Origin of the sequence: Sodalis sp. RH16, assembly GCF_047324245.1 — a bacterium.
GTDB lineage: Bacteria > Pseudomonadota > Gammaproteobacteria > Enterobacterales > Enterobacteriaceae > Acerihabitans > Acerihabitans ligni.
The window spans coordinates 1566195-1590203 of the sequence record NZ_CP178737.1; the positions used below are offsets into that span (position 1 = coordinate 1566195).

General features: G+C 52.7%; 27 protein-coding genes and 1 pseudogene. 16 read left to right on the forward strand and 12 right to left on the reverse strand.

What is annotated here, in order from left to right; genetic code table 11:
• Positions 1-6 precede the first annotated feature (6 nt).
• From rfaF to ACL2XJ_RS07110, 4 genes are read left to right on the forward strand one after another with little or no spacing between them, the layout of a single operon-like run.
• A complete protein-coding gene (gene rfaF, locus ACL2XJ_RS07095; RefSeq protein ID WP_413726069.1) occupies positions 7-1053 on the forward strand; it encodes an ADP-heptose--LPS heptosyltransferase RfaF in 1047 nt (348 codons plus the stop codon).
• Positions 1053-2024, forward strand: coding sequence for a lipopolysaccharide heptosyltransferase RfaC (gene rfaC / locus ACL2XJ_RS07100; protein ID WP_203524117.1), 972 nt, complete (start codon positions 1053-1055; stop codon positions 2022-2024). The genes rfaF and rfaC overlap by 1 nt, the downstream gene beginning before the upstream one ends.
• A gap of 3 nt (positions 2025-2027) precedes the next feature.
• On the forward strand, positions 2028-2927 hold the full coding sequence (locus tag ACL2XJ_RS07105; RefSeq protein WP_413726070.1) for a sugar glycosyltransferase: 900 nt from the start codon (positions 2028-2030) through the stop codon (positions 2925-2927).
• Entirely contained in the window at positions 2914-4098 is a 1185-nt protein-coding gene (locus ACL2XJ_RS07110; RefSeq protein ID WP_413726071.1) for an O-antigen ligase family protein, read from the forward strand. Before ACL2XJ_RS07105 ends, ACL2XJ_RS07110 begins: the two co-directional genes overlap by 14 nt.
• A 7-nt stretch (positions 4099-4105) precedes the next feature.
• Here the strand turns inward: ACL2XJ_RS07110 and ACL2XJ_RS07115 are convergent, their stop codons facing one another.
• Entirely contained in the window at positions 4106-4822 is a 717-nt protein-coding gene (locus ACL2XJ_RS07115) for a glycosyltransferase family 9 protein (protein ID WP_413726072.1), read from the reverse strand.
• 418 nt (positions 4823-5240) lie between these two features.
• Positions 5241-6194 (reverse strand): polysaccharide deacetylase family protein, encoded by a 954-nt coding sequence (locus ACL2XJ_RS07120; protein WP_413726073.1) that lies wholly within the window; start codon positions 6192-6194, stop codon positions 5241-5243.
• Between the two features lie 216 nt (positions 6195-6410).
• On the opposite strand from ACL2XJ_RS07120, the gene ACL2XJ_RS07125 reads away from it, so the two are divergent.
• From ACL2XJ_RS07125 to coaD, 7 genes are all read left to right on the forward strand, one after another.
• Complete coding sequence (locus tag ACL2XJ_RS07125; RefSeq protein WP_413726074.1) at positions 6411-7508, forward strand: glycosyltransferase; 1098 nt, start codon at positions 6411-6413, stop codon at positions 7506-7508.
• Positions 7509-7632: 124 nt separating this feature from the next.
• Positions 7633-8634 (forward strand): glycosyltransferase, encoded by a 1002-nt coding sequence (locus ACL2XJ_RS07130; RefSeq protein ID WP_132924270.1) that lies wholly within the window; start codon positions 7633-7635, stop codon positions 8632-8634.
• A gap of 63 nt (positions 8635-8697) precedes the next feature.
• The gene (gene rfaQ, locus ACL2XJ_RS07135; RefSeq protein WP_132924268.1) at positions 8698-9774 is read left to right on the forward strand and encodes a putative lipopolysaccharide heptosyltransferase III; all 1077 of its coding nucleotides are present in this window, start codon (positions 8698-8700) and stop codon (positions 9772-9774) included.
• Positions 9771-10901, forward strand: a complete 1131-nt coding sequence (locus tag ACL2XJ_RS07140; protein ID WP_413726075.1) for a glycosyltransferase family 4 protein — start codon at positions 9771-9773, stop codon at positions 10899-10901. Before rfaQ ends, ACL2XJ_RS07140 begins: the two co-directional genes overlap by 4 nt.
• 129 nt (positions 10902-11030) lie before the next feature.
• The gene (waaA, locus tag ACL2XJ_RS07145) at positions 11031-12299 is read left to right on the forward strand and encodes a lipid IV(A) 3-deoxy-D-manno-octulosonic acid transferase (RefSeq protein WP_132924264.1); all 1269 of its coding nucleotides are present in this window, start codon (positions 11031-11033) and stop codon (positions 12297-12299) included.
• Complete coding sequence (locus tag ACL2XJ_RS07150) at positions 12300-13076, forward strand: glycosyltransferase family 2 protein (protein WP_132924262.1); 777 nt, start codon at positions 12300-12302, stop codon at positions 13074-13076. It begins immediately after the preceding gene.
• Positions 13073-13555: a pantetheine-phosphate adenylyltransferase gene (gene coaD, locus ACL2XJ_RS07155; RefSeq protein WP_132924260.1), complete on the forward strand. Its 483-nt coding sequence runs from the start codon at positions 13073-13075 to the stop codon at positions 13553-13555. The genes ACL2XJ_RS07150 and coaD overlap by 4 nt, the downstream gene beginning before the upstream one ends.
• A 1-nt stretch (position 13556) precedes the next feature.
• Here the strand turns inward: coaD and mutM are convergent, their stop codons facing one another.
• The 4 genes from mutM to radC all read right to left on the reverse strand — a co-directional run bounded on the left by mutM (position 13557) and on the right by radC (position 15780).
• Positions 13557-14366 carry a bifunctional DNA-formamidopyrimidine glycosylase/DNA-(apurinic or apyrimidinic site) lyase gene (gene mutM / locus ACL2XJ_RS07160; protein WP_413726076.1) on the reverse strand — a complete coding sequence of 270 codons (810 nt, stop codon included), beginning with the start codon at positions 14364-14366 and terminating at the stop codon, positions 13557-13559.
• Positions 14367-14442: 76 nt separating this feature from the next.
• A complete protein-coding gene (rpmG, locus tag ACL2XJ_RS07165) occupies positions 14443-14610 on the reverse strand; it encodes a 50S ribosomal protein L33 (protein WP_026738454.1) in 168 nt (55 codons plus the stop codon).
• An 11-nt stretch (positions 14611-14621) separates the two neighbouring features.
• Complete coding sequence (gene rpmB, locus ACL2XJ_RS07170; RefSeq protein WP_132924257.1) at positions 14622-14858, reverse strand: 50S ribosomal protein L28; 237 nt, start codon at positions 14856-14858, stop codon at positions 14622-14624.
• Between the two features lie 238 nt (positions 14859-15096).
• Positions 15097-15780 carry a RadC family protein gene (gene radC, locus ACL2XJ_RS07175; RefSeq protein WP_413726077.1) on the reverse strand — a complete coding sequence of 228 codons (684 nt, stop codon included), beginning with the start codon at positions 15778-15780 and terminating at the stop codon, positions 15097-15099.
• 183 nt (positions 15781-15963) lie between these two features.
• Here radC and coaBC point away from each other — a divergent pair, with 183 nt between their 5' ends.
• The 3 genes from coaBC to slmA all read left to right on the forward strand — a co-directional run bounded on the left by coaBC (position 15964) and on the right by slmA (position 18361).
• Complete coding sequence (gene coaBC, locus ACL2XJ_RS07180; RefSeq protein ID WP_413726078.1) at positions 15964-17178, forward strand: bifunctional phosphopantothenoylcysteine decarboxylase/phosphopantothenate--cysteine ligase CoaBC; 1215 nt, start codon at positions 15964-15966, stop codon at positions 17176-17178.
• Positions 17156-17614: a dUTP diphosphatase gene (gene dut / locus ACL2XJ_RS07185; protein WP_132924251.1), complete on the forward strand. Its 459-nt coding sequence runs from the start codon at positions 17156-17158 to the stop codon at positions 17612-17614. Before coaBC ends, dut begins: the two co-directional genes overlap by 23 nt.
• 150 nt (positions 17615-17764) lie before the next feature.
• Positions 17765-18361 (forward strand): nucleoid occlusion factor SlmA, encoded by a 597-nt coding sequence (gene slmA, locus ACL2XJ_RS07190; protein WP_132924249.1) that lies wholly within the window; start codon positions 17765-17767, stop codon positions 18359-18361.
• Between the two features lie 26 nt (positions 18362-18387).
• Here slmA and pyrE read toward each other — a convergent pair whose 3' ends face one another.
• Both pyrE and rph read right to left on the reverse strand, forming a co-directional pair.
• Positions 18388-19029, reverse strand: a complete 642-nt coding sequence (pyrE, locus tag ACL2XJ_RS07195; protein ID WP_132924247.1) for an orotate phosphoribosyltransferase — start codon at positions 19027-19029, stop codon at positions 18388-18390.
• Between the two features lie 49 nt (positions 19030-19078).
• A complete protein-coding gene (rph, locus tag ACL2XJ_RS07200; RefSeq protein WP_132924245.1) occupies positions 19079-19795 on the reverse strand; it encodes a ribonuclease PH in 717 nt (238 codons plus the stop codon).
• A gap of 127 nt (positions 19796-19922) precedes the next feature.
• Between rph and ACL2XJ_RS07205 the strand changes: the two genes are divergently transcribed.
• Positions 19923-20786 carry a YicC/YloC family endoribonuclease gene (locus ACL2XJ_RS07205; protein WP_132924243.1) on the forward strand — a complete coding sequence of 288 codons (864 nt, stop codon included), beginning with the start codon at positions 19923-19925 and terminating at the stop codon, positions 20784-20786.
• A 120-nt stretch (positions 20787-20906) separates the two neighbouring features.
• On the opposite strand, the gene ACL2XJ_RS07210 is transcribed toward ACL2XJ_RS07205, so the two are convergent.
• Positions 20907-21179: a helix-turn-helix domain-containing protein gene (locus ACL2XJ_RS07210; RefSeq protein WP_413726079.1), complete on the reverse strand. Its 273-nt coding sequence runs from the start codon at positions 21177-21179 to the stop codon at positions 20907-20909.
• Between the two features lie 105 nt (positions 21180-21284).
• Here ACL2XJ_RS07210 and ACL2XJ_RS07215 point away from each other — a divergent pair.
• A pseudogene (locus tag ACL2XJ_RS07215) lies at positions 21285-21368 on the forward strand (type II toxin-antitoxin system prevent-host-death family antitoxin); the annotation flags it as partial.
• Positions 21369-21383: 15 nt separating this feature from the next.
• Here the strand turns inward: ACL2XJ_RS07215 and ACL2XJ_RS07220 are convergent.
• The 3 genes from ACL2XJ_RS07220 to ACL2XJ_RS07230 form a co-directional block, all read right to left on the reverse strand.
• The gene (locus tag ACL2XJ_RS07220) at positions 21384-22409 is read right to left on the reverse strand and encodes a nucleotidyl transferase AbiEii/AbiGii toxin family protein (protein ID WP_413726080.1); all 1026 of its coding nucleotides are present in this window, start codon (positions 22407-22409) and stop codon (positions 21384-21386) included.
• A complete protein-coding gene (locus ACL2XJ_RS07225; protein WP_413726081.1) occupies positions 22402-22998 on the reverse strand; it encodes a DUF6088 family protein in 597 nt (198 codons plus the stop codon). The genes ACL2XJ_RS07220 and ACL2XJ_RS07225 overlap by 8 nt, the downstream gene beginning before the upstream one ends.
• 247 nt (positions 22999-23245) lie before the next feature.
• A complete protein-coding gene (locus ACL2XJ_RS07230; RefSeq protein WP_413726082.1) occupies positions 23246-23581 on the reverse strand; it encodes a DUF5375 family protein in 336 nt (111 codons plus the stop codon).
• Between the last annotated feature and the right edge of the window lie 428 nt (positions 23582-24009).

Here is a 24009-nt window from a genome sequence, read left to right on the forward strand (position 1 = left end):
GGCGGCATGAAAATACTGGTTATCGGGCCATCCTGGGTGGGCGACATGATGATGTCGCAAAGTTTGTATCGCAGCATAAAGGATCTTCATCCCGCTGCGGAAATAGACGTGATGGCGCCGGCCTGGTGCCGTCCGCTGTTAAACCGGATGCCGGAGGTGCGCCGGGCGCTGCCCATGCCCCTTGGCCATGGGACGCTGCAGCTGGGTGAACGCCGCCGGCTCGGCCGGGAGTTGAGGGATGAACGCTACGATCGGGCGCTGATTCTGCCCAACTCGTTCAAGTCCGCCCTGGTGCCTTTTTTTGCCGGCATCCCGATACGTACCGGGTGGCGCGGCGAAATGCGCTACGGACTGCTCAACGATCTGCGGGTATTGGATAAAACCGCGTTCCCCCTGATGGTTCAGCGCTATGTCGCCTTGGCTTATCCCCCTACCGTCCGTTCGGCGAAAGCGTTGCCGAACCCTTTGCCTTGGCCGCGCCTGCGGGTCGATGAGAATGAATCAACCACCGCCGTCAGTGAATTCGGGCTCGATAACGGCCGTGCCCTGGTGGGTTTTTGTCCCGGAGCGGAGTTCGGGCCCGCCAAACGCTGGCCCCATTACCATTATGCAACCTTGGCGAAATCGCTGATAGACGGCGGTGATCAAATCGTTCTTTTCGGTTCGGCGAAAGACCGCCAGGCGGGGGACGAAATAATCGCCCTGCTGCCGGCAAACGAACGGCCTTATTGCCGTAATCTGGCCGGCGCCACTGCCCTGGAGCAGGCCGTCATCCTGATAGCCGCCTGCCGGGCCGTGGTGAGCAATGATTCAGGGCTGATGCATGTAGCCGCCGCGCTGGGGCGGCCGCTGGTGGCGCTTTATGGCCCCAGCAGTCCCGATTTTACCCCGCCGCTATCCCACCAGGCCAGGGTAATACGGCTGATTACCGGCTATCAGCGAGTGCGTAAAGGCGACGGCGATCAGGGTTATCATCAGAGTCTTATCGATATCCAGCCTGAACAGGTTATGGCCGAACTGGATACCCTTGCTGCAGCCGGTAAGGAAAACTGATGCGGGTGCTTATCGTCAAAACCTCTTCCATGGGAGATATCCTGCATACCCTGCCCGCCTTGACCGACGCTATGCATGCCATACCCGGCATTCGTTTCGACTGGGTGGTGGAAGAAGGTTTTGCGCAAATCCCTTCATGGCATCCGGCGGTGGAACAGGTGATCCCGGTGGCCATCAGGCGCTGGCGTAAAAACTGGTTCGGCAGCGTTGCCCGCCAGGAGCGCTGCGACTTCAAAAAACACTTGCGACGCCAGCAGTATGACCGGGTGATTGACGCCCAGGGACTTATCAAGAGCGCGGCCCTGGTCACCCGCGTCGCCCGGGGAGAAAAGCACGGCCTGGACTGTAAGAGCGCGCGCGAACCTTTTGCCAGCTGGTTCTATAACCAACGCCATGCCGTTGCACGCAGCCAGCACGCAGTGGAACGCATCCGCCAGCTCTTCGCCCTCAGCCTGGGTTATGACGTTCCGGCGGGTAAAGGCGATTATGCCATCGCGGGGCATTTCAGCTCTCTGACAAGCAAGTCGGCCGTCGAACCGTATCTGGTATTTTTACATGCCACGACACGGGCGGAAAAACATTGGCCGGAATCGCACTGGCGCGAATTGATAGGATTAATGGCGGCTCGCGGCCTTACCATCAAATTGCCTTGGGGTTCGGAGCCGGAATATAAGCGAGCGCTTCGACTTTCAGATGATTTCCCTTTTGTTGAGGTGCTTCCAAGACTTACACTCAGTGACGTCGCGCAGGTACTGGCCGGCGCTAAAGCGGTAGTGTCGGTAGACACCGGCTTGAGTCATTTGGCCGCTGCGCTCGATCGGCCGAATATCGTATTATATGGCCCTACCGATCCCAAATTGATTGGCAGTTACGGTAAAAACCAGATTTTTGTGACAGCGCCCGCCGGAAGCCATTATATGAAAGACATTAAACCCGCTAATATTGCAGAAGTGCTTGACAATATTGAGTGAACAATGAGTACATTTTTTAAGCAAATCTATCGATACACCCGGCCACGGGCCTATAGGCACAACGAGAATCTATGGCCTTACGTGAAAATTGCCCGTGCGCCCAGCGGAGAGATAACGTCATTGCGCTATCGTGGTGAATCGGTGAAGATACAGAAAATCTCATCATTGCAGCAAAGGCATACCGGGAACATTCTTATCACCGCCACCGGACCTTCCATCAACGATATGGATTTTTCCCGTTTCCCCGCAATGCCGGTAATGGGTGTCAACGGCGCTTATGCTCTGCGGGATAAGATAAATTTTCAATTTTATGTCATCGTTGATATGACTTTTATCGATAAAAAAATCGAGATGGTACAAGGAGTGATATCCGATCCGGCTATCACACTGTTTACCACCTTGCACGGCGTCGTTAAAATCATTAACGCGTTTACCACGTTAAAAATACAATGCAAAGTGGTCATCATTGAAGATGCTTGCTACAAAATTTATGAACGCAAAGTGATACCGGTGCAGATTTTAGACACTTATCGCAATGCCAAAGACGTGTCTATTTGCCCTGGGCATAAGCATATCGCTTTTAGTAATGACATCCGCAGCGGAATTTTCGATGCCGGTACCGTTGTTTATTGGGCATTGCAAATCGCGGCATTCATGGGTTTTCAGACGGTTTACATTGCCGGCCTGGACATGAATAATTTTACTCAGCCGCGTTTTTATGAAAATGAAACGAATAAATTGCCCTGTTTTCTTGATGAAAAATTTGCAAGTTTGATTGAACCTGCCTTTAGGCATGCCAGCATTGTGTTGAAGAAAAAAGGCGTTACCGTCAAAAATCTTTCCAAACATAGTGCATTGGGTAATGATATATTTGAAAAGGTCGATTTTTATGACGTCCATTAGAATTAAACAATTTTCTGAAAAGAATTATATTTTTTTCTACCAACTTTTTTTATTGCTTAGCGCTATATTTTGCGGCTATACCAAAGTTAACAATATATATCATTTGTCTCTTATCTTGCTGGGGATAACTCTTTTCACTGACAATAAAAAATTAATTAGACTCTTTCTTGAAGATACTGCTTTCAGAAGGGGCCTCACCATTACGGCCGTTTTCCTGATGTACTTCTGCCTGAGTACCTTTTGGTCTGATAATCCTCGTGATTTTATTTCAGCCATAACTCATTCTCTCTATCTGCTGGGTTTTTTATTCATTTACCGGCAAGCCTGCCTCAATGGAAAAAAAACAGGAATATTGCTTTTCGCGCTGGCAGGGATAATGATTCTGCTGATCTTGACTTTTTATTGTGTCGATAAGAAATCCATTCTTACCAATAGATTGATGGTTTCTTTTTTTGCCGCGCCATCAAACGTTATTGACCTGGCGGGATATTTTTGTATTGGGATTTTTTTATGCCTGATAATTATCAGAGATACTAACAATAAGTGGTTTTATCTGCCTATTCCCTTTTTATTTATCGGCGTAATTTTGACACAAAGCCGAGGACCACTGCTTTCGTTTGTGGTTTCACTGTTACCACTGCTGTTAATGAAACCGGCCATTAGAAAGCAGCATATAGTCATTTTTCTAATTTTCATCATTATGCTCGCATCATTTATAGTAATGATGAATTTTGAATATATTTTATTCAACCGTTTTGAGACCGCGTATCAGCAAAGCTTCATTCGCGTCGGCATTTGGGCGCATACCCTGGATATGGTACAAATACATCCCTTTTTCGGTTGGGGCTTTAACAAAGAATTGCATTTTGTAAATAGTCTCAATGCGCCGGTCAAGACTACACACAGCCTTTACCTCTCAACACTGCTGAAGGGTGGTATCGCCGGACTTTTTTTGCTGGGGGGAGTTCTGTCCTATGGCCTGTACATGGCCAAAAAACATCTGGCTGATCGGCAGGGTTTTGAAGCGGCGCTTTTTTTATTCATGATTTTTTTCTTTGCCACGCAAGGCATGTTTATCATCAGCAATCCCGGGGTAACATGGTATTTGTTCTGGTTCCCCCTGGCGGTGATATTAAGCCCGCCCGGCAAACAAACCACGCTGAGTGTCTGATACCCGCTTACGCTTTCGGTGACATAAGCGGTTCAGGGTGTAGGCCCATTTTTTTGATTTCGCCGAAAACCTCATCGGCGGAAATAATAGCCAACGGGAAATCCTTTGGCGACGACGCACCTGCATCCAAACGGTCTTTTACATAAATAATCTTGTGCAAATCCAGCGACTGCAATGGCCCGGTATGATGGGGATTCGCCGTTGCAAACAGGCTGATGGTTTTAACGTTCAGCGCAACCGCGATATGCAATGGCCCGGTATCGCCTGTTACCAATACATCCAGATTGGCAATGTTTGACAGCAGCTGCTTCAGATTGGTTTTTCCTACCAGCGAGACGATATATTCACGCTCTTCGGCATTCAGCGACTCTAGGTAGGCATCCGCCAGATGATTTTCCCTGGCGCTGCCTATCAGTATGATCCGGTATTGAACTGCCGCCGAATTCAGGGCCAGAATTGCCCGGGTCAGTTCAGCAAAGCGGTAAACCGGCCATTGCCGGATGGTTTCCGAAGCCCCCATCTGGAAACCTATATTGATTTGATGGGGAACCTTTTCAATATGCTCAAAAGCCACCGGTATATGCATCCTGATATCGTCGGTATCGCATCCCAGGACATTCAGCAGCTTTAATTTACGTAGGATGATATGGCCATTGAATCGTCCCGACGAGGCCGCCAATAAGGGATTAAGCAATTGCGAATCCGTCGCATAATTATCACGCATGATGTAATGGCTGCCTGCCATCACGGCGATAAGAACATCATAGGGCATATGCGAATGGAGTATTACCGTAAGCTGTGGCTTGGATTGCCGTAATTTTTTTATGACTCCATATGCGTGCTTTATTTTATTATCCCAATAGATGATTTTATTGAAATAAGTGCTGCCCTCCACCATAGCGCTGTTCTTGTTGCTCGAAACCAACGTCACATGGGCTGCAGGATAGCGTTTGCGTAACGCATGAATGGCCGGCGTATTAAATAGAAGGTCCCCTAATGCCGTCGTGGACATGATAACAATGCTGTCGAATTCAGAAGCTGCGCTTAACGTTGCGGTATTTTTTAAATGCCCGAAAATTTTATTATAAATTTTGAGAAAAATATAAATCAGGAAAATTTTCTTTTTCTTCATTTCTCACGGCTCATGTCTTTTTTTGATAATATTCTGCCAGTGTCATGCCGACGACACGTCCGCTTAACCACTCAAACAACTGCTCAAGATCCGCATATAACCGCTCAATGGCGGCCTCATCGGCAAAGGTGGGGCTGCCGCCGGGCATCAGTTCCGATGAATGGAGCATGAATTCAACATAGTCGCTTCCCCGGGCCAGCATGGTATCAACCACCCATTGCATATTCGCCACATTGCCGCCATGAGGGCGCAGCCAGTGCACCGACGGCGTCCGGCTTTTACCCCTGAGACTGTCATAGAGGCTCTTGACGGAGTTGACCCATGCCGGGTGCTTGTAGCGGGTGCTCATGGGGACTTCCAGCAACGGGGAATCACCTGCGGCGGCAATATTTTCCGGGTTGATGAAATAGGCTTGATCGGGGAAGCCGATATAGTTGGTACCGCCCTGGCCTTGAGGCGCGCCGGGAGAACGGCGCCAGTCCACCCGAGGCGTGACGGAACAGTCGACGCGATAGCCGTGTTCAATCAATATTTTTACATAAAGCTCGTTCAACGCCCAACGCCCGGCGCGATGGCTGAGCATTTTGGTCTGGAAGGTCTCTTCCAGCAATTGCGTCTGGAACTTCACCTTAGCGGCAATGATTTCATCGGGATAATCGATCAGATACGGCTTGTGCCTACCGTCGTCGCCGGTTAAATCAAACAGCGGCGGGCTGTTCCAGGCATGCAGATGCATGCCCACTTCGCCTTGGGCCCGGGCGATGACATCTTTCGCAAACTCGACATATGCGCTATCCACCGCCATTTCATAGTTGGTGAGATAAACAGGCTTGAAACCGAATTTTTCGCACAGCGACTGGAACCGGGGCAAAAAAAGCGCATTTTCCGTCAGAATCTGCCCATGATTACGCCAAAGATTATCGCCTTCCGTATCAATTGTAATAATAAATGCGGGTTGATTCATGTGAAAAATCCCTGGAAATCAGAGTCCGGTATGTTACGCTGCCGAGCCCCTGAGGGCAAACGCCGTAGATAATGCTCCGATTGGACATTAGAACAAACGCATTGGCAAGATGTCTATCGCAAAAGGCAATAGACGGTCAATGTCCGCAGGATTTTATCGTTATCTTAGGGTAGGATCGCACCTTAATGACTCAGGCAGGGCAAAGGATAACAGCGCATGCGGGTATTGATGATCATCGACGGATTGCCGGGCGGCGGCGCGGAGAAAGTACTATTGACCCTGTCGCAAGGATTAATGGCCGCCGGTCACCGCGTTTCGCTGTTTTCATTACGCTCCGTTTGCGACTATACGCTGCCTGAGGAGATCGATTACCGGGTTATTGTCGATGATTGCCGAACTCCCTGGCGCAAGCTTACCGAACTTTCCCGTCGGGCGAAAAAACTGGATTCGGCTATTATCGAGGCCGAGCGGCGGGAGGGTAAATTCGATTTGGTGATATCCCATCTGCATAAAACCGACCGCATCGTCGCCCGCAGCCGCGCCCTTGATCCGAAAAAAGTCTGGTTTTGCCTCCACGGCATGTTTTCCCCTTCCTATCTTGGCCATCGCAAAGGGCTATCGCGCGCCTTGAAACGCTACAAAATCGGCCGGGTGTACCGGCATCGCAATATTACCGCCGTCTCCCGCGCGGTGCTGGAAGATATGACCGGCACATTTGCCGTGACTCCCGCTGAATCGGCGGTCATCTATAATCCGTTCGATATAGACGACATCCGCCGGCTGGCATCCGAACCCTGCGATATGGCGGGACAGGATTATCTTATTCATGTGGGCCGATTACATCCCCACAAACGCCATGACCGGTTGCTCAGGAGCTATGCCCTTACCGGTATCCAAGCGCCGCTGGTCATTATGGGCCAGGGCAGTGACCGGGAGCTCAGCGCGCTGAAAACCTTGGCCAATGAACTGAATATTGCCGATCGCGTCATATTCAAAGGTTTTACCGCGAATCCCTATCCTTATATCAAGCATGCCCGCATGCTCATTCTCTGTTCCGACAGCGAAGGGTTCGGTAATGTCTTGGTGGAAGCGCTGATTTGCCAGACGCCGGTGGTCAGTACCCGCTGTCCCGGCGGGCCCGCCGAAATATTAACTGGCGATTTGGCCCGCGGCCTGGCGGAATTGAACGATGACTCTCTGGCCGAAAAAATTCTTACAATTTATAATAATCCTCCCCTTATAAATCTCCACCAGCTGGAACCCTACGGTATCGCCGCTATTTGCCGAAAATATGCTGCATTAGCCAGGAGTTAATAGGTTAATTGAGCTAGCAACAGCAGAGCGCGGCGGGTTTCAGCGATCTCAACACATCAGCTTATGTTATTATTCAGTATGAATTTAACAGTTTCCTAATTGGACAGCTGGCGTTGATTGCAAAATGTTAGATAACCATAAGCCGCTACGTAAACTCAGCGTTATCGTTCCGTTGTATAATGCCGGTTCGATGTTTGAAGACTTTATGCGGTCATTGGTGGCCCAAACGCTTAAAGATTTAGAAATAATCATCGTTAATGATGGTTCGACCGATGGGTCCGACGCTCTTGCAAGGTTATATGCCGAGCGTTACGAAAACATTATTGTTATCGATCAGCCCAATGGCGGTGTTTCTAGGGCGCGTAACGCCGGTATGGCCATTGCCAGCGGCGAATATGTGACGTTTCCCGATGCGGACGACCGGCTTTATCCCGATATGTACCGAACGCTGGTGGATATGGCGCAGCGGGACGACCTTGATGTAGCCCAATGCAATGGCGAGCGGTATTTTATGGGTTCGAAAGAAATAAAAACCCTGATTCCTCTCGACCGGCTAACCTCCACCGACGTACTCGACGGGCCGACCTGGCTGCATAAGGCCTTAGGCACCAGACGCTATTTGCATGTGGTCTGGCTGGGTATTTATCGGCTGTCATTGATAAAACAGCTTAACCTGCAGTTTGTGCCGGGCTTGCATCACCAGGATATTCCCTGGACCACGGAATTAATGCTTAACGCCGGTCGGGTAAGGTACACGCAGGAAGTGTTTTATCGTTATTATATTCACGACCAATCCATCAGTAATCAGAAAAGAACCGGCATGAAAAATGTCGAATACCAGCGCCATTACATCCGCATTGCCGAATTGCTGGAGGATATCAACCACCGGTATCGTGGCAAAGTGAAAATGTATCGTGAATTTCCTTTGCAGGTGACTCATGAGGCATTATCCGTTTGCCATGCGGTGCGTCGCGAACCGGATCCTGTGGCCAGGCAGCTTATACTTAATGATATTTTCGCCAGCGGCACACATAAACGCATGATTCGCAATGCACGCGGCATAAAGCAGTGGTATCAGCTATTACTGTGGCTGAGAAGAATATATGCCTGGCGCAAGCCAAGATAATCCGCTTCTCTCCCGCCCTGTCTTGACCTAAAATCAACGCTGGATTTTCTTTGGTCAGACAACATGCCTATATCTCATGACGTATCACCGACTCCCGTCAAAAGGATTCTCCTGATCAAGCTACGCCATCACGGCGATATGCTGCTGACCACACCGGTTATCAACACTCTGCATCGGCAGTATCCCGCCGCTGAGATCGACATATTGTTATACAAGGAAACCGAGGCCATCCTCCGTTATCATCCTGCGCTAACCCATATCCATGTCATTGATCGATCATGGAAAAAACAGGGGGTCAGGCATCAGATTCAGCAAGAGACCGGGCTGATAAAAATCCTGCGATCGCGGCATTATGATATCGTGGTAAACCTGGCCGACCAGTGGCGCAGCGCGATAATCACCTACCTCAGCGGCGCGGCGGTGCGTATCGGCTTCGATTATCCCAAGCGACAATCTTTTTTATGGCGCCTGGCCCATAACCGGCTGGTTTCCACCGTTAATCACGGCCGGCTTCACACCGTTGAACAAAATCTCACCATTCTGGCGCCATTGGACATCGCCTTGACCGACCGGCGCACCTCGATGCATTATTCCCCCGCCGATGAGGCCCATCGCAACACCTTGCTGGCGTCAAAGGGCATTACCGGAGATTACCTGGTGATTCAGCCCACTTCCCGCTGGAGCTATAAATGCTGGGACGATGAAAAGGTGGCGGAACTGATAGACGCGCTGCAGGAACAGGATTTGCCCATCGTACTGACCGCCGCGCCGGATAAAAACGAGCTCGACATGATCGGGCATATTCTGTCCCTTTGCCATAATCCCCGGGTCGTCTCCCTGGCGGGAGAACTAACCTTAACGCAGCTGGCGTCGGTTATCGACGGCGCCAGGCTGTTTATCGGGGTCGATTCGGCGCCGATGCACATGGCGGCGGCGTTGAATACGCCCTGCGTCGCTCTGTTCGGTCCCACCAAGTTGACGTTCTGGCGGCCCTGGAGTGAGAACAGCACCGTTATCTGGGCCGGCGATTTTACTGAACTCCCGCCGCCGGATGACATCGACACCAAAACCCAACAGCGTTATTTAAGCGCCATCCCGGTGGATGCCGTCCTCCAGGCCGCACGGGGATATTTGTCATGAAAAAAATCCGGCTGGCTATAGTCCGGCAAAAATATCGCCCCGACGGCGGCGCCGAACGTTTTATTTCCCGGGCGTTGGAAGCCCTGGACAGCGACGAGCTGGAATTGAATATCCTGACCCGGCAATGGTCGGGAGAGCCGCGCCCGAACTGGCATGTTCATATTTGCAATCCGGCCAAATGGGGACGCGTCTCGCGGGAACGCGGTTTTGCCGAAGCGGCGAAACGCTGCTGGCAGCGTGAACATTTCGATTTGGTACAAAGCCACGAACGTATCGCCGGTTGCGACGTGTTCCGCGCAGGCGACGGCGTTCACCGGGTATGGCTGGAGCAGCGGGCGCGCATCGATACGCCATGGCAACGATGGCTGACCTCAATAAGCGGATATCATCGTTATGTGCTCGCAGCGGAAGAAGCGATGTTTCATTCTTCTTCATTGAAAAAAATCATCTGTAATTCCGCGATGGTGATGAACGACATTATCCGCTGTTATCAGGTGCCGGCGGATAAATTCGCCCTGATCTATAACGCCATTGATTCGTCGAGCTTTTATCCTGCAAGTTCGGAGCAGCGCCAACTGGCCCGTGAGAGGCTTTCCCTGCCTGATGAAGCCTGCGCGCTGATTTATGTGGGGTCCGGCTTTGAGCGCAAAGGATTGCGGCAGGCCATCGCCGCCATCGCCGCCACCGATCGTTATCTGGTTGTGGTAGGTCAGGACAAACACCAGCCCAAATATCTCGCTTATGCCAACAGCCTGGGATGCCGGCAACGCATCCGTTTCGTCGGCATACAAAAGGACGTGTTACCTTTTTATCACGCGGCGGACGGTTTGATCCTGCCGACACTGTATGATCCGTTCCCCAACGTGATATTGGAGGCCATGGCTTGCGGCTTGCCGGTGATTACCAGCCAGACTTGCGGCGGCGCCGAATTTATCGAACCGGGCATCCAAGGGTATGTTTGTGATGCCCTGGATCTGAAAACGCTTACAGAATTGGCGGCGGCCATACCGTTACGGCACCGGCGTCCCGACATGGGTCTCGCCGCCCGCGAACGGGTTAAAGAGTGCACCCCCGCCCGGTTGTCCAGTGAGCTGACGGAGCTCTACCGGCAACTGCTTGAGGATTAAAAGCACCGGATATCAATGAGGGATAGCCACTTATCTGTTAGCATGAATGCGCTTACCATGCGATTCTAATTATTTGGTTAAAAATTAACTCAGCACATCGGTCGCCGTGCCTTACAATAGCTAACTATAATGATCTATAACGTAATCATCTATTTTCTTCAGCCCTTTATATGGATCCGGTTATTATGGCGTAGTCGAAAAGCGCCGGCCTATCGCCGGCGTTGGGGGGAGCGCTACGGGTTTTGTCAGGGCAAAGTCAAACCGGGCGGCATCATGCTGCATTCGGTTTCGGTGGGTGAAACATTAGCGGCAATTCCCCTGGTGCGAGCCCTGCGCCACCGTTATCCTTTTTTACCCATTACCGTCACCACCATGACCCCCACCGGCTCCGAACGCGTTCAGTCCGCGTTCGGCAAAGATGTCGATCACGTTTACCTGCCGTATGACCTGCCGGGGGCGATGAACCGGTTTCTCAACCAGGTCAATCCCAAACTGGTGATCGTCATGGAAACCGAGTTATGGCCTAACCTGATCAAAGCCCTTTATCAGCGTAAAATTCCCTTGGTGGTGGCAAATGCGCGCTTATCCGCCCGTTCCGCCGCCGGCTATAAAAAATTCGGCAGTTTTACCGCGGGCATTATGGGTAAAATCACGCTTATCGCCGCACAAAACGAGGAAGACGGCGAGCGCTTTTTGTCCTTAGGGTTAAAGCGTAACCAATTGGCGCTAACCGGCAGCTTGAAATTCGATATTTCGGTCACTCCCGAACTGGCGGCCAGAGCATTGACGCTGCGCCGTCAATGGGCGCCCCATCGTCCGGTGTGGATAGCCACCAGCACTCATGAAGGGGAAGAGAGCCTGCTGTTGCAGGCTCATCGTCAATTATTGGCAAACTTTCCCAATCTACTGCTGATCTTGGTGCCACGGCATCCCGAGCGGTTCCCCGTGGCGAAAGAGATGACGCAAAGGGCCGGTTTCAGCCTTACCACCCGCAGCTCCGGTGAAGTGCCTTCGCCGGGTACGCAGGTGGTGATCGGCGATACCATGGGCGAACTGATGCTGCTATACGGCATTGCCGATATCGCCTTTGTCGGCGGCAGCCTGGTGGAACGGGGCGGTCATAATCCCCTGGAGGCCGCGGCCCACGCTGTCCCTGTTCTCATGGGCCCCCATATCTTCAATTTCCGGGATATATGCAGCAAACTGGCCGAAGCGGGCGGTCTGATTACCGTGACCGATGTCCCTTCGTTGGTGAAAGAGATTTCAACTTTGCTCACCGATGAGGATTACCGGTTATATTACGGTCGTCACGCGGTGGAGGTTTTGCACCAGAACCAGGGCGCGCTGCAGCGGCTGCTACAATTGCTGGAGCCTTATTTGCCACAGCGGAGCCAGTAGATGCCGACGGTAAAACGTCTTTCCGTGGTCCTCATCACCCGCAACGAAGCCGAGCTGCTGCCCGAGTGCCTCGAATCGGTGCGGTGGGCGGATGAAATCGTGGTGCTGGACAGCGCGAGTACCGATCTCACCCGTCAAATCGCCGAGCGGTACGGCGCGCAAGTCTTTTCGGCACCGGATTGGCCGGGATTCGGCAAACAGCGCCAGCGGGCGCAGGAACACGCCGTAGGGGATTATATCCTGATGCTCGACGCCGATGAGCGGGTCACTCCCGAGCTGCGCCGGTCCATTGAAGAGGTCTTGCGCCGCCCGTCTCCGGATACGGTTTACAGCTGCGCCCGCTCGAACCTGTTCCTGGGACGCTATATGCGGCACAGCGGCTGGTATCCGGACAAGGTGGTGCGGCTGTATGCCCGGGAAGCCTACCGTTATAACGACAGTCCGGTACATGAATCCCTCGATAGCCGCCAGGCCAAGGTCGTTACCCTGCACGGGCATCTGCAGCATTTGACCTGCCGCGACCTGATAGCGTTCCAGCGCAAGCAGCTGCAGTACGCTGAAGCCTGGGCAATGGAACGTCACCGTCAGCATAAAACCTGCGGTTTTCTTTCCATTATCGGTCATACCCTTGGGGCTTTTATCAAGACCTGGCTGCTGCGGGCCGGCTTTCTGGACGGAAAACAGGGTTGGTTGCTGGCAGTGGTGAACGCACAGTATACTTTCAACAAATATACCGCTTTATGGGCGCTGCGCCGTGCCGAGAGAGACGTATTATGACAACCAAGGCCATTTATCCCGGAACCTTCGATCCCTTCACCAACGGGCATTTGGATTTGGTGACCCGTGCCGCGAAAATGTTCGACGAAGTCATATTGGCCATCGCCTTCAGTCCCAGTAAAAAGCCGCTGTTTACCCTGGAAGAAAGAGTAGCGCTGGCAAAAGACGTTACCCGGCATTTAACCAACGTTGAGGTGGTGGGTTTTAGCGATTTGATGGCCAATTTCGCCCGGCAGCAGCACGCCAATATCCTGGTGCGGGGGCTGCGGGCGATTTCGGATTTCGAATATGAAATGCAGCTGGCGAAAATGAACCAGCATTTAATGCCGGAGCTGGAAAGCGTTTTCCTGATGCCGGACCAGGAATGGTCGTATATTTCTTCATCTCTGGTCAAGGAAGTGGCGCTGCACGGCGGGGATGTGGATCATTTCTTGCCCCCCGCCATCGCGAAAGAAGTGAAACTACGGCTTCATCCCTGATTTAATGCTGGCAATGAGGGCAAAAAAAACTGCTCCGCTGCCCGAGCCTGACGGTCTGGATAGGCGTACCGCATACCCGGCAGCTCTCGCCTTCACGGCCATAGACTTGCAGTTCCTGTGCAAAATAGCCGGGCTTACCGTCCGATTGCAGAAAATCACGCAAGGTGGTGCCGCCCTGTTCGATGGACCGCAGCAATACCGCCTTGATGGTACGCGCCAGCAGTTCCGCCTCGGCCAGAGTTAACGAACCGGCCTGCCGCACCGGCAGGATGCCCGATACAAACAGCGACTCGCTGGCATAAATATTCCCCACCCCCACCACCAGTTTGTTATCCATCAGCCAGGGTTTAACCTGCGTACGCTTATTGCGCGATTTATCGAACAGCCATTGACCGTCGAACTCGTCGCTCAGGGGTTCCGGACCCAGTTGGGAAAGCACCCGGCTGGTTTTAAGGTCATCGCTCCATAACCACGCGCCGAAGCGCCTGGGGTCGGTATAGCGGATGATACAGCCGTTGCTCATGATGAGATCCACATGATCGTGCTTTTCCGGCGGCTGCGGCTGCTGCAGGACGCGCAGGCTGCCCGACATACCCATATGGATGATGATCCAGCCCGGATCCAGCTCCAACAGCAGGTATTTCGCCCGCCGCCGGACGCTTACCACCAGGGCGTCGCGCAGAGCGATGATCTCGCTGGAAACCGGCCAGCGCAGACGCGCATTACGCACCTCCGCCCGGACTATCCTATGGCCGGCTACCCAGGGCTCAATGCCCCGGCGGCTGGTTTCAACCTCGGGCAACTCAGGCATGTTCGCCTCCGTGTAGCAGTTAACGCCAGCAAATAAAAAAACCCGCCGTGGCGGGTTTTTATGCAACTCACTAAAATTACTTGATTTTAGCTTCTTTGTAAATCACATGCTGGCGTACCACCGGATCGAATTTTTTCAATTCCAATTTTTCCGGTTTGGTGCGCTTGTTCTTCGTGGTGGTATAGTAGTGACCAGTACCAGCAGAAGAAACCAGCTTGATCTTCTCGCGAACACCTTTAGCCATGATTCATTTCCTTAATACTTTTCACCGCGGGCACGCAAATCGGTCAGAACCGTTTCGATGCCCTTCTTGTCGATTACACGCATACCTTTAGCAGATACACGCAGCGTAACAAAGCGTTTTTCGCTCTCAACCCAAAAACGGTGAGAGTGCAGGTTAGGCAGAAAACGGCGTTTGGTCGCATTCATTGCGTGGGAGCGGTTGTTGCCGCTCACCGGGCGCTTGCCAGTAACTTGGCAGACTCGGGACATGTCTATTCTCCAAAAATCAATCAGCTCGAGCTCAAAAAAAGGTGTCAGCCGCCTCGTCAGGCTTTAGAGCCCATCTCAGCACATTCACTGAGGAGAGACTTACAACAGGTTTGAACCTGCTGAGATAGGCTCTCAACGCTACACCCAAGATTCTCAAAGGTGGCGTAGTATACGCTTTGAAGCGCAAGTGCTCAAGTCCCGCGCAAGCAAAGATCCTGGTGGATCGCAAGAATAAAGCTCACAACCACCCTCTTTCGGCAAAAGAGACGCACTCTTCTGCCCCGATGACCAGGTGATCCAGCACCCTGATATCCAGAAAAAGACCTGCTTTCACCACCTGTTCGGTGACTTCGCGATCGGCGCGGCTGGGTTCGGCCCTACCCGAAGGGTGATTGTGCGCCAAAATAATCGCCGCCGCATTGACTTTAAGCGCCTCGCGAAGGATTTCGCGGGGATGCACCTCGACGCTGTTCACCGAGCCGTGAAATAATTCCATGTGTTTTATAAGATGGTGCTGATTATTTAAAAACAATACCACGAACACTTCCCGCTCCCGGTGCGCCAACATGATCTGCAGGTAATTCTGCGCAATATTCGGGCTGGTCATGGCGTCTTCGCGCATCAGGTGCGAACCGTAATACCGCTGCGCCATCTCCCTGATGGCCTGCAGCTGGGTATATTTTGACGGTCCCAGGCCTTTTGTGGCGCACAGGGTTTTACAATCGGCCGACATCAATTTATCCAAAGAGCCGAACCGGGCCATTAACTGCTCGGCAAGATGAATGACATGTGAACCCGGCAGACCGGTTCGCAAAAACAGGGCCAACAGCTCCGTATCCGACAATGCCGACGGGCCTAACAAGGTTAATTTTTCCCTGGGCGCCAGTCCATAGGGCCACTCCTTTTTGTTTCGCTTCGCCATATCCTTATCATCCCCCATTCGCCGCCTATCATGCCATCCGGCGCAAATTTGCTCGACGGTCAGATGACGAAATTACGGCAGGCATTGCAATTTGCGATGGATTGCCTCAAAGAGACAAATGATGGTTAACCGTAGGGTTATGATAAAATGTTACCTACTCAAGCTTTCAAGTGGACATTCGAGATGACGGAACTTGCCGGCAAACATATTGTACTTGGCATAAGCGGCGGCATCGCCGCCTACAAGAGCCCTGAACTGGTGCGCCGTTTACGTGACAGGGGCGCTGAGGTACGGGTTGTCATGACCCCCGCGGCAAAAGCGTTTATCACCCCGCTGACGCTCCAGGCGGTTTCCGGACATCCGGTAGCCGACGATTTGCTGGATCCCGCCGCCGAAGCCGCAATGGGGCATATCGAACTGGGCAAATGGGCCGATCTGGTCCTGCTGGCCCCTGCCAGCGCCGATGTGCTGGCCCGTATGGCGGCGGGCATGGCCAATGACCTGGTGACCACGATATGCCTCGCCACCGCCGCGCGCATTGCCGTGGCCCCGGCCATGAACCAGCAGATGTACCGGGCGAGCGCTACCCAGGCCAACCTGCAGACCCTGGCCGCGCGCGGCGTACTATTATGGGGTCCGGATGACGGCAGCCAGGCCTGCGGCGACATCGGCCCGGGCCGGATGCTCAATCCCCTGGAGCTGGTGGAGAGGGCGCGCCGTCATTTTACCATCGACCGCAGCCTGGAACATCTCAACATCATGGTCACCGCCGGCCCCACCCGGGAGTCCCTTGATCCGGTGCGTTATATCAGCAATCAAAGCTCCGGCCGGATGGGATTCGCCATCGCCAAGGCGGCGGCGGACCGGGGCGCCCATGTCACGCTGGTGGCCGGCCCGGTGGATTTGCCCACCCCGGCCAACGTCTGGCGCGTCAACGTTACCAGCGCGCTGGAGATGCATGACGCGGTAATGAATGATATCGAACTGCAGCAGATTTTTATCGGCTGCGCCGCGGTGGCGGATTATCGCGCCATTCAAACCGCCAGCGAAAAAATAAAAACCCAGGGTGACGAAATCACCATAAAAATGATAAAAAACCCTGATATTGTGGCCGAGGTGGGGGCCATGACCAAAAATCGCCCGTATGTGGTCGGATTTGCCGCCGAAACACAGAATATGGAAGAATACGCCCGGCAAAAGCGCATAAAGAAAAATCTCGATTTGATTTGCGCCAATGACGTGTCCCGGCAAGACCAGGGATTTAACAGCGAGACCAACGCCTTGCATTTATTTTGGCAGGATGGGGATCGCCTTTTGCCGCTAAGCGATAAGACCTTGCTTGGTCAACAATTAATCGACGAGATTATCAGCCGTTATGAAGAAAAAAATCGACGTTAAGATCCTTGATCGCCGCATCGGCGAGCAATTTCCCCTGCCGGCCTACGCCACTGAAGGCTCCGCCGGCCTGGATTTGCGTGCCTGTCTCGATAGCGCCGTTGTCCTGGCGCCGGGAGAAACCACCCTGGTTCCCACCGGCCTGGCCGTTCATATTGCCGATCCGGCGCTGGCGGCGGTGATATTGCCCCGATCCGGGCTGGGACATAAGCACGGCATTGTACTGGGCAACCTGGTGGGACTCATCGATTCGGACTACCAGGGGCCGCTGATGGTCTCGGTGTGGAACCGCGGTCAGCAGGTCTTTACTATTGAACCGGGCGAACGCCTCGCGCAGATGGTCTTCGTACCCGTAGTGCAGGTGGATTTTAACGTGGTGGACGATTTTACCGCCAGCGAACGTGGCGAAGGCGGCTTTGGTCATTCCGGACGCCACTAGTCCTTAATGGAAGCGTTAATGTAGACGTTAACGGGCAAACCTTCCCCGGCATTGATAATTCATTTTTTTAACGCCGTAACACAGGGTGATGTTACGGCCGATGCCTGATGTTGATTCGATTTGATTTTATTACCCAGGGACCCGTTAGGTATGACAGAACAAAAAAACAAGAAGCGTAATCGACGCGAGGAAATTCTTCAGGCATTGGCGCAAATGCTTGAATCCAGCGACGGCAGTCAACGGATCACCACCGCTAAACTGGCCGCGGCGGTGGGGGTATCGGAAGCCGCGCTTTACCGCCACTTCCCCAGCAAAACCCGCATGTTCGACAGCCTGATAGAATTTATCGAAGACAGCTTGAGCAGCCGCATCAATCTCATTCTGCAGGATGAAAAGGAAACCTTTAATCGTCTTCGTCTGATTTTACTGCTGATCCTGGGCTTTGCCGAACGCAACCCCGGCCTGACGCGCATCATGACCGGCCATGCCCTGATGTTCGAACAGGACCGTCTGCAGGGCCGCATCAATCAGCTTTATGAACGCATAGAAGCCCAGCTGCGCCAAGTGTTGCGGGAGCGCAAGCTGCGCGAAGGCCAAGGATTCGAAAGCGATGAAACCCTGCTGGCCAGCCAGCTGCTGGCCTATTGCGAAGGACTGCTGGCGCGTTTTGTCCGCACCGAATTCAAATATTTGCCGACCCGGGACTTTGAAGCGCGCTGGCCGCTGCTGCTGGCTCAGTTGAAGTAAATGCCGCCGCCCGGGGCGGCAATGCTTCAGACACCGTACTGCCGCTGGTAGGCATGCACCGCCGCCAGGTGATCGGCCATCTCGTTTTTTTCTTCCAGATAATCGATAAGATCGTCCAAGGTAATGATAGCCAGCACCCGGCAGTGATAATCCCGCTCCACTTCCTGGATCGCTGAAATATCCCCCCGGCCTTTTTCCCGGCGGTCGAGAGAAATCAACACCCCGGCAAGGGTGGCCTGATGGGCGGTGATGATTTCCATGGACTCGCGAATGGCGGTGCCGGCGGTGATAACATCATCCACCAGCATGACTTTCCCCTGCAAAGGACTGCCCACCAGGCTGCCCCCCTCCCCATGTTCCTTGGCTTCCTTGCGATTGAAACAGTAGGGCACATCCCGCTCATAGTGCTCCGCCAGGGCTACTACCGTGGTGGTGGCGATGGGGATGCCCTTATAGGCCGGCCCGAACACCACATCGAAATCAATACCGGAATCCATCAGCGCGGCGGCGTAGAATCGGCCCAGCAGCGCCAGATCGCGGCCGGTATTAAACAAACCGGCATTGAAAAAGTAAGGGCTCTTGCGCCCTGACTTCAGCGTAAATTCGCCAAATTTAAGCACCTGTTTATTTAATGCGAACTCTATAAATTCACGCTGGTAGTCTTTCATATACACTCCTTCCAACCCGCAGGCGGCGCATCGGCGCCGCCCGGCAACATTAAACCGACAGCGCCGCTTTCTGCGCCTGAATCAGGGTTTCGATGCCCCCGCGCGCCAGTTCAAGCAAGCCGAGCAGTTCCTGCTGGCTGAACGGCTCTCCTTCGGCGGTGCCCTGGACTTCTATCATCCGGCCGTCTTCCAGCATCACCACGTTCATATCGGTTTCCGCGGTGGAGTCTTCCACATATTCCAAATCGCATACCCCGCGGCCCGCCACTATACCTACCGATATAGCCGCCACAAAACCCTTGAAGGGGCTCACCTTGAGCTGGCCTTCCTTCACCATGCCGTTAAGGGCATCCACCAGCGCCACGCAGGCGCCGGTGATGGACGCGGTGCGGGTGCCGCCATCGGCCTGCAGCACATCGCAATCAAGGGTAATGGTATATTCGCCGAGCTTGGTCAAATCCACCGCCGCCCGCAGGGAACGGGCAATCAGACGCTGGATTTCCATAGTCCGGCCCCCCTGCTTGCCGCGAGAGGCTTCCCGTGCATTGCGGGTATGGGTTGCCCGGGGCAACATGCCGTACTCCGCGGTAATCCAGCCTTGTCCCTGCCCCTTGAGAAAACGCGGTACGCCTTCTTCCACCGTTGCAGTGCAAAGCACCCGGGTATCACCGAATTCTATCAGCACCGAACCCTCGGCATGTTTGGTGAAATGGCGGGTAATGGTGACGGGGCGCACTTGCTGTACTTCTCTGCCTGCTGGACGCATTGTGTCTCTCCGGACGGGTTAATCATGTATTGGCTGCGCATTATACGGTCTTCGTCGCCTTATGCCTATCATGCTCGTCCATGCGACGCTATAATCCCCCCATCTTTTTTAATGGACGGGTATGTTTATGATCCGCAGTATGACCGCTTTCGCCCGACGTGAGATCAAGGGTAACTGGGGCAATGCCACCTGGGAGCTACGCTCTGTCAATCAACGCTATCTGGAAACCTATATCCGGTTGCCGGAGCAATTTCGCGGGCTGGAGCCGGCCATTCGTGAACGCACCCGCAATCGCCTGACCCGCGGCAAGATTGAATGCAATTTGCGCTTTGAGGCCAATCCCCATATGCAAAGCGCGTTGATCTTAAACGAGGCATTGGCGAAACAGCTGGTGGAAGCCGCTCAATGGGTCAAGATGCAAAGCGACGAGGGTGAAATCGACCCGGTGGAAATCTTGCGCTGGCCCGGCGTGATGGCGGCGGAAGAGCAGGATCTGGACGCCATCAGCGCGGAACTGCTGGCGGCCCTGGACCAGACCCTGGATGATTTTATCCTGGTACGGGAAACCGAAGGCGCGGCAATGAAGCTGATGATCGAGCAGCGCCTGGCGAACGTCAGCGCCGAAGTCGCCAAGGTGCGCCAGCAAATGCCGGATATCCTGGTGTGGCAGCGGGAACGCCTGCTGGCAAAAATGGAAGACGCCAAGGTTCAGCTGGAGAACAACCGCCTTGAGCAGGAACTGGTGCTGCTGGCCCAGCGCATCGATGTCGCCGAGGAGCTGGATCGCTTGGAGGCCCACGTAAAAGAAACCTACAACATCCTCAATAAGAAAGAAGCCGTCGGCCGCCGCCTGGATTTCATGATGCAGGAGTTCAACCGGGAATCGAACACGCTGGGGTCGAAGTCCATCAATGCCAGCGTAACGACCTCGGCCATTGAGCTGAAGGTGCTGATTGAGCAGATGCGAGAGCAGATACAGAATATCGAGTGATGTTCACTCTTGATACTGGCCACCATAATGCCCTGTTTACAGGGCATTTTTGTCGCTCCCCTCTTTTGCTACGTTTTATCCCGTCCACAAGAATCCATTCCCAAGCGATCGGCATTAACGCTATTGAGGCCGATTAGACGACTTTTTCTTATCGGTATGGTAGTTAAGGATCATTTCGGCGAGATCGTCTTCTACCGTATAGAAATACGACGCGGGTATATCGAGCACCGCCGCCAGCCGGCAGGCAAGGTCAAAATCAGGGGTATGAACACCACGCTCATACTGATTCATCCGCGCACTGGCCGTGGCTTCATCGATACCGGCAAGAACGCCAAGCCGTTGCTGCGACAACTTCGCTTTCAGTCTGGCTTCCTTTAAACGAAATGGCAGCATGATAATCCTGGCTTAGTTGATAGCTCAGCGATGTTTTTCATGCCGATGAATGAAAAGAGAACAAACGATGTGTACATTTGATATGTACAACTTAGGAGAAACGATATGCTGACCTATACCTCGACTCAAGCCAGAGCCAATATTTCCGTAGTGCTGGATGCCGCTGTCAACGGTAAACCGGTTAGTATTTTTGAAAAATGATATCTATATAATAGCGGCTTCATTAACCCTGGCTTCAACGTCACGGCACATTTTCATAAGTTGGTCGAAAGGCATTGCGTCGCCAACCATCACATCATCATCCAACATCGCTGCGTAATCTTCCGCAAGGGCATCGCGAGCTTTCCCGTCAGGGACTATGTTGAGATAACCCTGCGTTGCGCCAGCATAATCGATAACTGCACCATCGGCATCCTTCTCTATGAAGAAAAAAGATTTGTGCTGAGCGACAGATCTAGCGACATTGCGATCGGTAACGGCACCGGTGAAATGTTGGCTGCGCGCGATAGCGGCAAGATCGTGCCAATGCCGCGCATATCGTTCCCCGTGAATGCGACCTTGTGCACAATAGACATGTGCCGCAGTGGCTTTTTCCCAGAATGTGCGAGCTACGCTCATGACCAATGGTGAAGCCGCTGGAAATGTCACTCCCGATAAATGCCCTTCCATGTCACAGAAAACTGGCATTACTTGGTGAGGTTCGCCAGTGGCACGCCCACCAAACTCCAGCGTGATAACGGGAGGAATATAGCCGGTGCCTTTGGCGAGAGCGGGATAATGTAGTAGTAACTTATCGTTATCCTTTCCACTGATTTCGACCTTCGCATCCAGCCCGTCTCGTACCAACGATGCCTCGATAACCGGCTGTACACTCTGCTTGATCCACACAGGCAGACGATGCCGCACAGCTTTTGTCCATTTGCTGGCCTGGTTACGGCTGGCGGGTAAATTACCGCCATCATCGACCAAATCCGCGAGCAGCTTGCGAATATTATAAGTAAGGTCGATATCTTCAGAGAAACGGTCAATAACTTTGTAGACTTTCGACAATGATGTGCCGCCTTTGAAGGTTAAATCAGAGGATAAGGGTGACTCAAACAATGCGTTTAAAGCCCATACTACCCACACATCCTTTTCGAGCAAATGGACTGGACGCCCTGTTCGCGAGCGAACATATTCCATTGCTTCACGCCTGTCATCTTCAGAAAGGTCAAAAAAATAATCAGTCACGCGAGGCTTCCTTACCAATTGCCTGGGCCATCCAGGACGGTAGCGCCCCTCGTGAAGCCGCCAGGGCACGCCACTCTATGCTTGGAAGAGTACTATGCAGCGACATCAGAGACTCGCCGACATGGGTCGGCCCCATCCAGGCCAGAGCACGTACCGCCGCACCCGCCGGCCCTGAGCCCAAGGCTAACATCCAGCGCGGGGCATGTTTCACGAGTATTTCCGAACGGCCTAACATCAACTTACGGGTTCGCCCGGAAGTGAGATAAACCTCCCGGATCGGCACCTGCTGCGTCAACCCCAGCGCGTTGGCGGCACTGGCGCCATGGGCAACGACTATCTCACCGCTTTGCTCTGCCATCGCCTTGATGACTTTCTCCGGCGAAGGCGCGCGAGTACCGAACCGGCCGGAAATAGGAACCGCATAGATGCCTCGCGCTACACGTAAAAGCTTACCGGCTTTGACCAGCCTGGAGAATGCTTGGTCTACGGCCGCCCGGCTACCTAGGTGGAGGAATTCCTTAGGCGACAGTACCCCGCCTTCCTGGAGGCCTTTTGCGTGCAGCATGATAGATTCGGGTAATGTGTTCATAAGCGTTGCCTCCATATGTCAGAAGTATACATTATTTTCTGACATATTGAAAACAAGTAAGGTAGCCATATCAGCAATGTGGCTAGCTGGAAACGGGATAATCCGCTAATTAATAATGAATTATTCAAAAACAAAATTAACTGAAAAGAGCTCTATACAAAATTTACCATTGAGCTCTTTTACGTTTTCCCAAGCAGAGAGACATGGACTTGAAAATATCCAATCAGCTTATTGCAGCAAAGTAGGCTTAATGCAGCACCTTGCTTTCAGGAATATCATCAATCCTGCTATTCACAATCAATTCCATGGCTTCGATGCCCCATTCCGTCAGCTGTGGCGGTTCGGTAAGGAAATCAGGGTCAACCAAATCACGTAAAAATTCACAGGCGTATTCCGGGCCATGTTCCAAACCATATTCAATTATATGATCGGCTTCAACTTGCCAAGCGATCTTGATTTCAAGCGCATCCAACGCCAATGGCTGGCCCATCCCTTTGGATAAGCAGAAATTTTGGTAAGCCAGTGCGGCAACGCGACGATACAGGGCAATACGAAGTTCGGTGGTGAGAATGGCGGTATTCATAATACAATCTCCATGGAGTAACATTAAGATTGCGCTGGCGCGCGTTCGCCATGGAGCTCATCGGGCTGCAAATCCCGGCTGCCGGCTCTTCGGCAGCAAGAGAATCATATTAAATTACGAATAATAAGAGAAGCGTTCTCAGTATAAAAATGGTTTTGTTGAACAAATATTTATTGTATAAACAAATTACTCGTTGAATTAACACATTATGAATCTTATAAATAATTTTTATTATTGTTAGGGCCGATATCTAGTACTGAATTCATACTGAAGTAACTGGAATCCCGTCGGCAGGTTCTCTACAGCTCATACAGCAGCTGTACTTTCTCATCTGTTCACACCTTCTTTTTGTTCATGAGTCATGAACGTGTTAATTCAATGAACAAACGAACCTTTATAAAAAAGCCCAAAAAAATCTTTTACATTTG

Excerpts from the sequence above, each read along its gene's own strand:
- rpmB (WP_132924257.1), bottom strand. The coding sequence starts at position 14,858 with ATGTCCCGAGTCTGCCAAGTTACTGGCAAGCGCCCGGTGAGCGGCAAC.
- dut (WP_132924251.1), top strand. The coding sequence starts at position 17,156 with ATGAAGAAAAAAATCGACGTTAAGATCCTTGATCGCCGCATCGGCGAG.
- radC (WP_413726077.1), bottom strand. The coding sequence starts at position 15,780 with ATGGCGAAGCGAAACAAAAAGGAGTGGCCCTATGGACTGGCGCCCAGG.
- mutM (WP_413726076.1), bottom strand. The coding sequence starts at position 14,366 with ATGCCTGAGTTGCCCGAGGTTGAAACCAGCCGCCGGGGCATTGAGCCC.
- ACL2XJ_RS07140 (WP_413726075.1), top strand. The coding sequence starts at position 9,771 with ATGAAAAAAATCCGGCTGGCTATAGTCCGGCAAAAATATCGCCCCGAC.
- pyrE (WP_132924247.1), bottom strand. The coding sequence starts at position 19,029 with ATGAAAGACTACCAGCGTGAATTTATAGAGTTCGCATTAAATAAACAG.
- ACL2XJ_RS07205 (WP_132924243.1), top strand. The coding sequence starts at position 19,923 with ATGATCCGCAGTATGACCGCTTTCGCCCGACGTGAGATCAAGGGTAAC.
- coaD (WP_132924260.1), top strand. The coding sequence starts at position 13,073 with ATGACAACCAAGGCCATTTATCCCGGAACCTTCGATCCCTTCACCAAC.
- rfaF (WP_413726069.1), top strand. The coding sequence starts at position 7 with ATGAAAATACTGGTTATCGGGCCATCCTGGGTGGGCGACATGATGATG.
- rfaQ (WP_132924268.1), top strand. The coding sequence starts at position 8,698 with ATGCCTATATCTCATGACGTATCACCGACTCCCGTCAAAAGGATTCTC.
- rph (WP_132924245.1), bottom strand. The coding sequence starts at position 19,795 with ATGCGTCCAGCAGGCAGAGAAGTACAGCAAGTGCGCCCCGTCACCATT.
- ACL2XJ_RS07150 (WP_132924262.1), top strand. The coding sequence starts at position 12,300 with ATGCCGACGGTAAAACGTCTTTCCGTGGTCCTCATCACCCGCAACGAA.
- ACL2XJ_RS07210 (WP_413726079.1), bottom strand. The coding sequence starts at position 21,179 with ATGCTGCCATTTCGTTTAAAGGAAGCCAGACTGAAAGCGAAGTTGTCG.
- ACL2XJ_RS07230 (WP_413726082.1), bottom strand. The coding sequence starts at position 23,581 with ATGAATACCGCCATTCTCACCACCGAACTTCGTATTGCCCTGTATCGT.
- ACL2XJ_RS07115 (WP_413726072.1), bottom strand. The coding sequence starts at position 4,822 with ATGCGTGATAATTATGCGACGGATTCGCAATTGCTTAATCCCTTATTG.
- waaA (WP_132924264.1), top strand. The coding sequence starts at position 11,031 with ATGATCTATAACGTAATCATCTATTTTCTTCAGCCCTTTATATGGATC.
- ACL2XJ_RS07130 (WP_132924270.1), top strand. The coding sequence starts at position 7,633 with ATGTTAGATAACCATAAGCCGCTACGTAAACTCAGCGTTATCGTTCCG.
- ACL2XJ_RS07105 (WP_413726070.1), top strand. The coding sequence starts at position 2,028 with ATGAGTACATTTTTTAAGCAAATCTATCGATACACCCGGCCACGGGCC.
- rfaC (WP_203524117.1), top strand. The coding sequence starts at position 1,053 with ATGCGGGTGCTTATCGTCAAAACCTCTTCCATGGGAGATATCCTGCAT.
- coaBC (WP_413726078.1), top strand. The coding sequence starts at position 15,964 with ATGACGGAACTTGCCGGCAAACATATTGTACTTGGCATAAGCGGCGGC.
- ACL2XJ_RS07120 (WP_413726073.1), bottom strand. The coding sequence starts at position 6,194 with ATGAATCAACCCGCATTTATTATTACAATTGATACGGAAGGCGATAAT.
- slmA (WP_132924249.1), top strand. The coding sequence starts at position 17,765 with ATGACAGAACAAAAAAACAAGAAGCGTAATCGACGCGAGGAAATTCTT.
- ACL2XJ_RS07125 (WP_413726074.1), top strand. The coding sequence starts at position 6,411 with ATGCGGGTATTGATGATCATCGACGGATTGCCGGGCGGCGGCGCGGAG.
- ACL2XJ_RS07225 (WP_413726081.1), bottom strand. The coding sequence starts at position 22,998 with ATGAACACATTACCCGAATCTATCATGCTGCACGCAAAAGGCCTCCAG.
- rpmG (WP_026738454.1), bottom strand. The coding sequence starts at position 14,610 with ATGGCTAAAGGTGTTCGCGAGAAGATCAAGCTGGTTTCTTCTGCTGGT.
- ACL2XJ_RS07110 (WP_413726071.1), top strand. The coding sequence starts at position 2,914 with ATGACGTCCATTAGAATTAAACAATTTTCTGAAAAGAATTATATTTTT.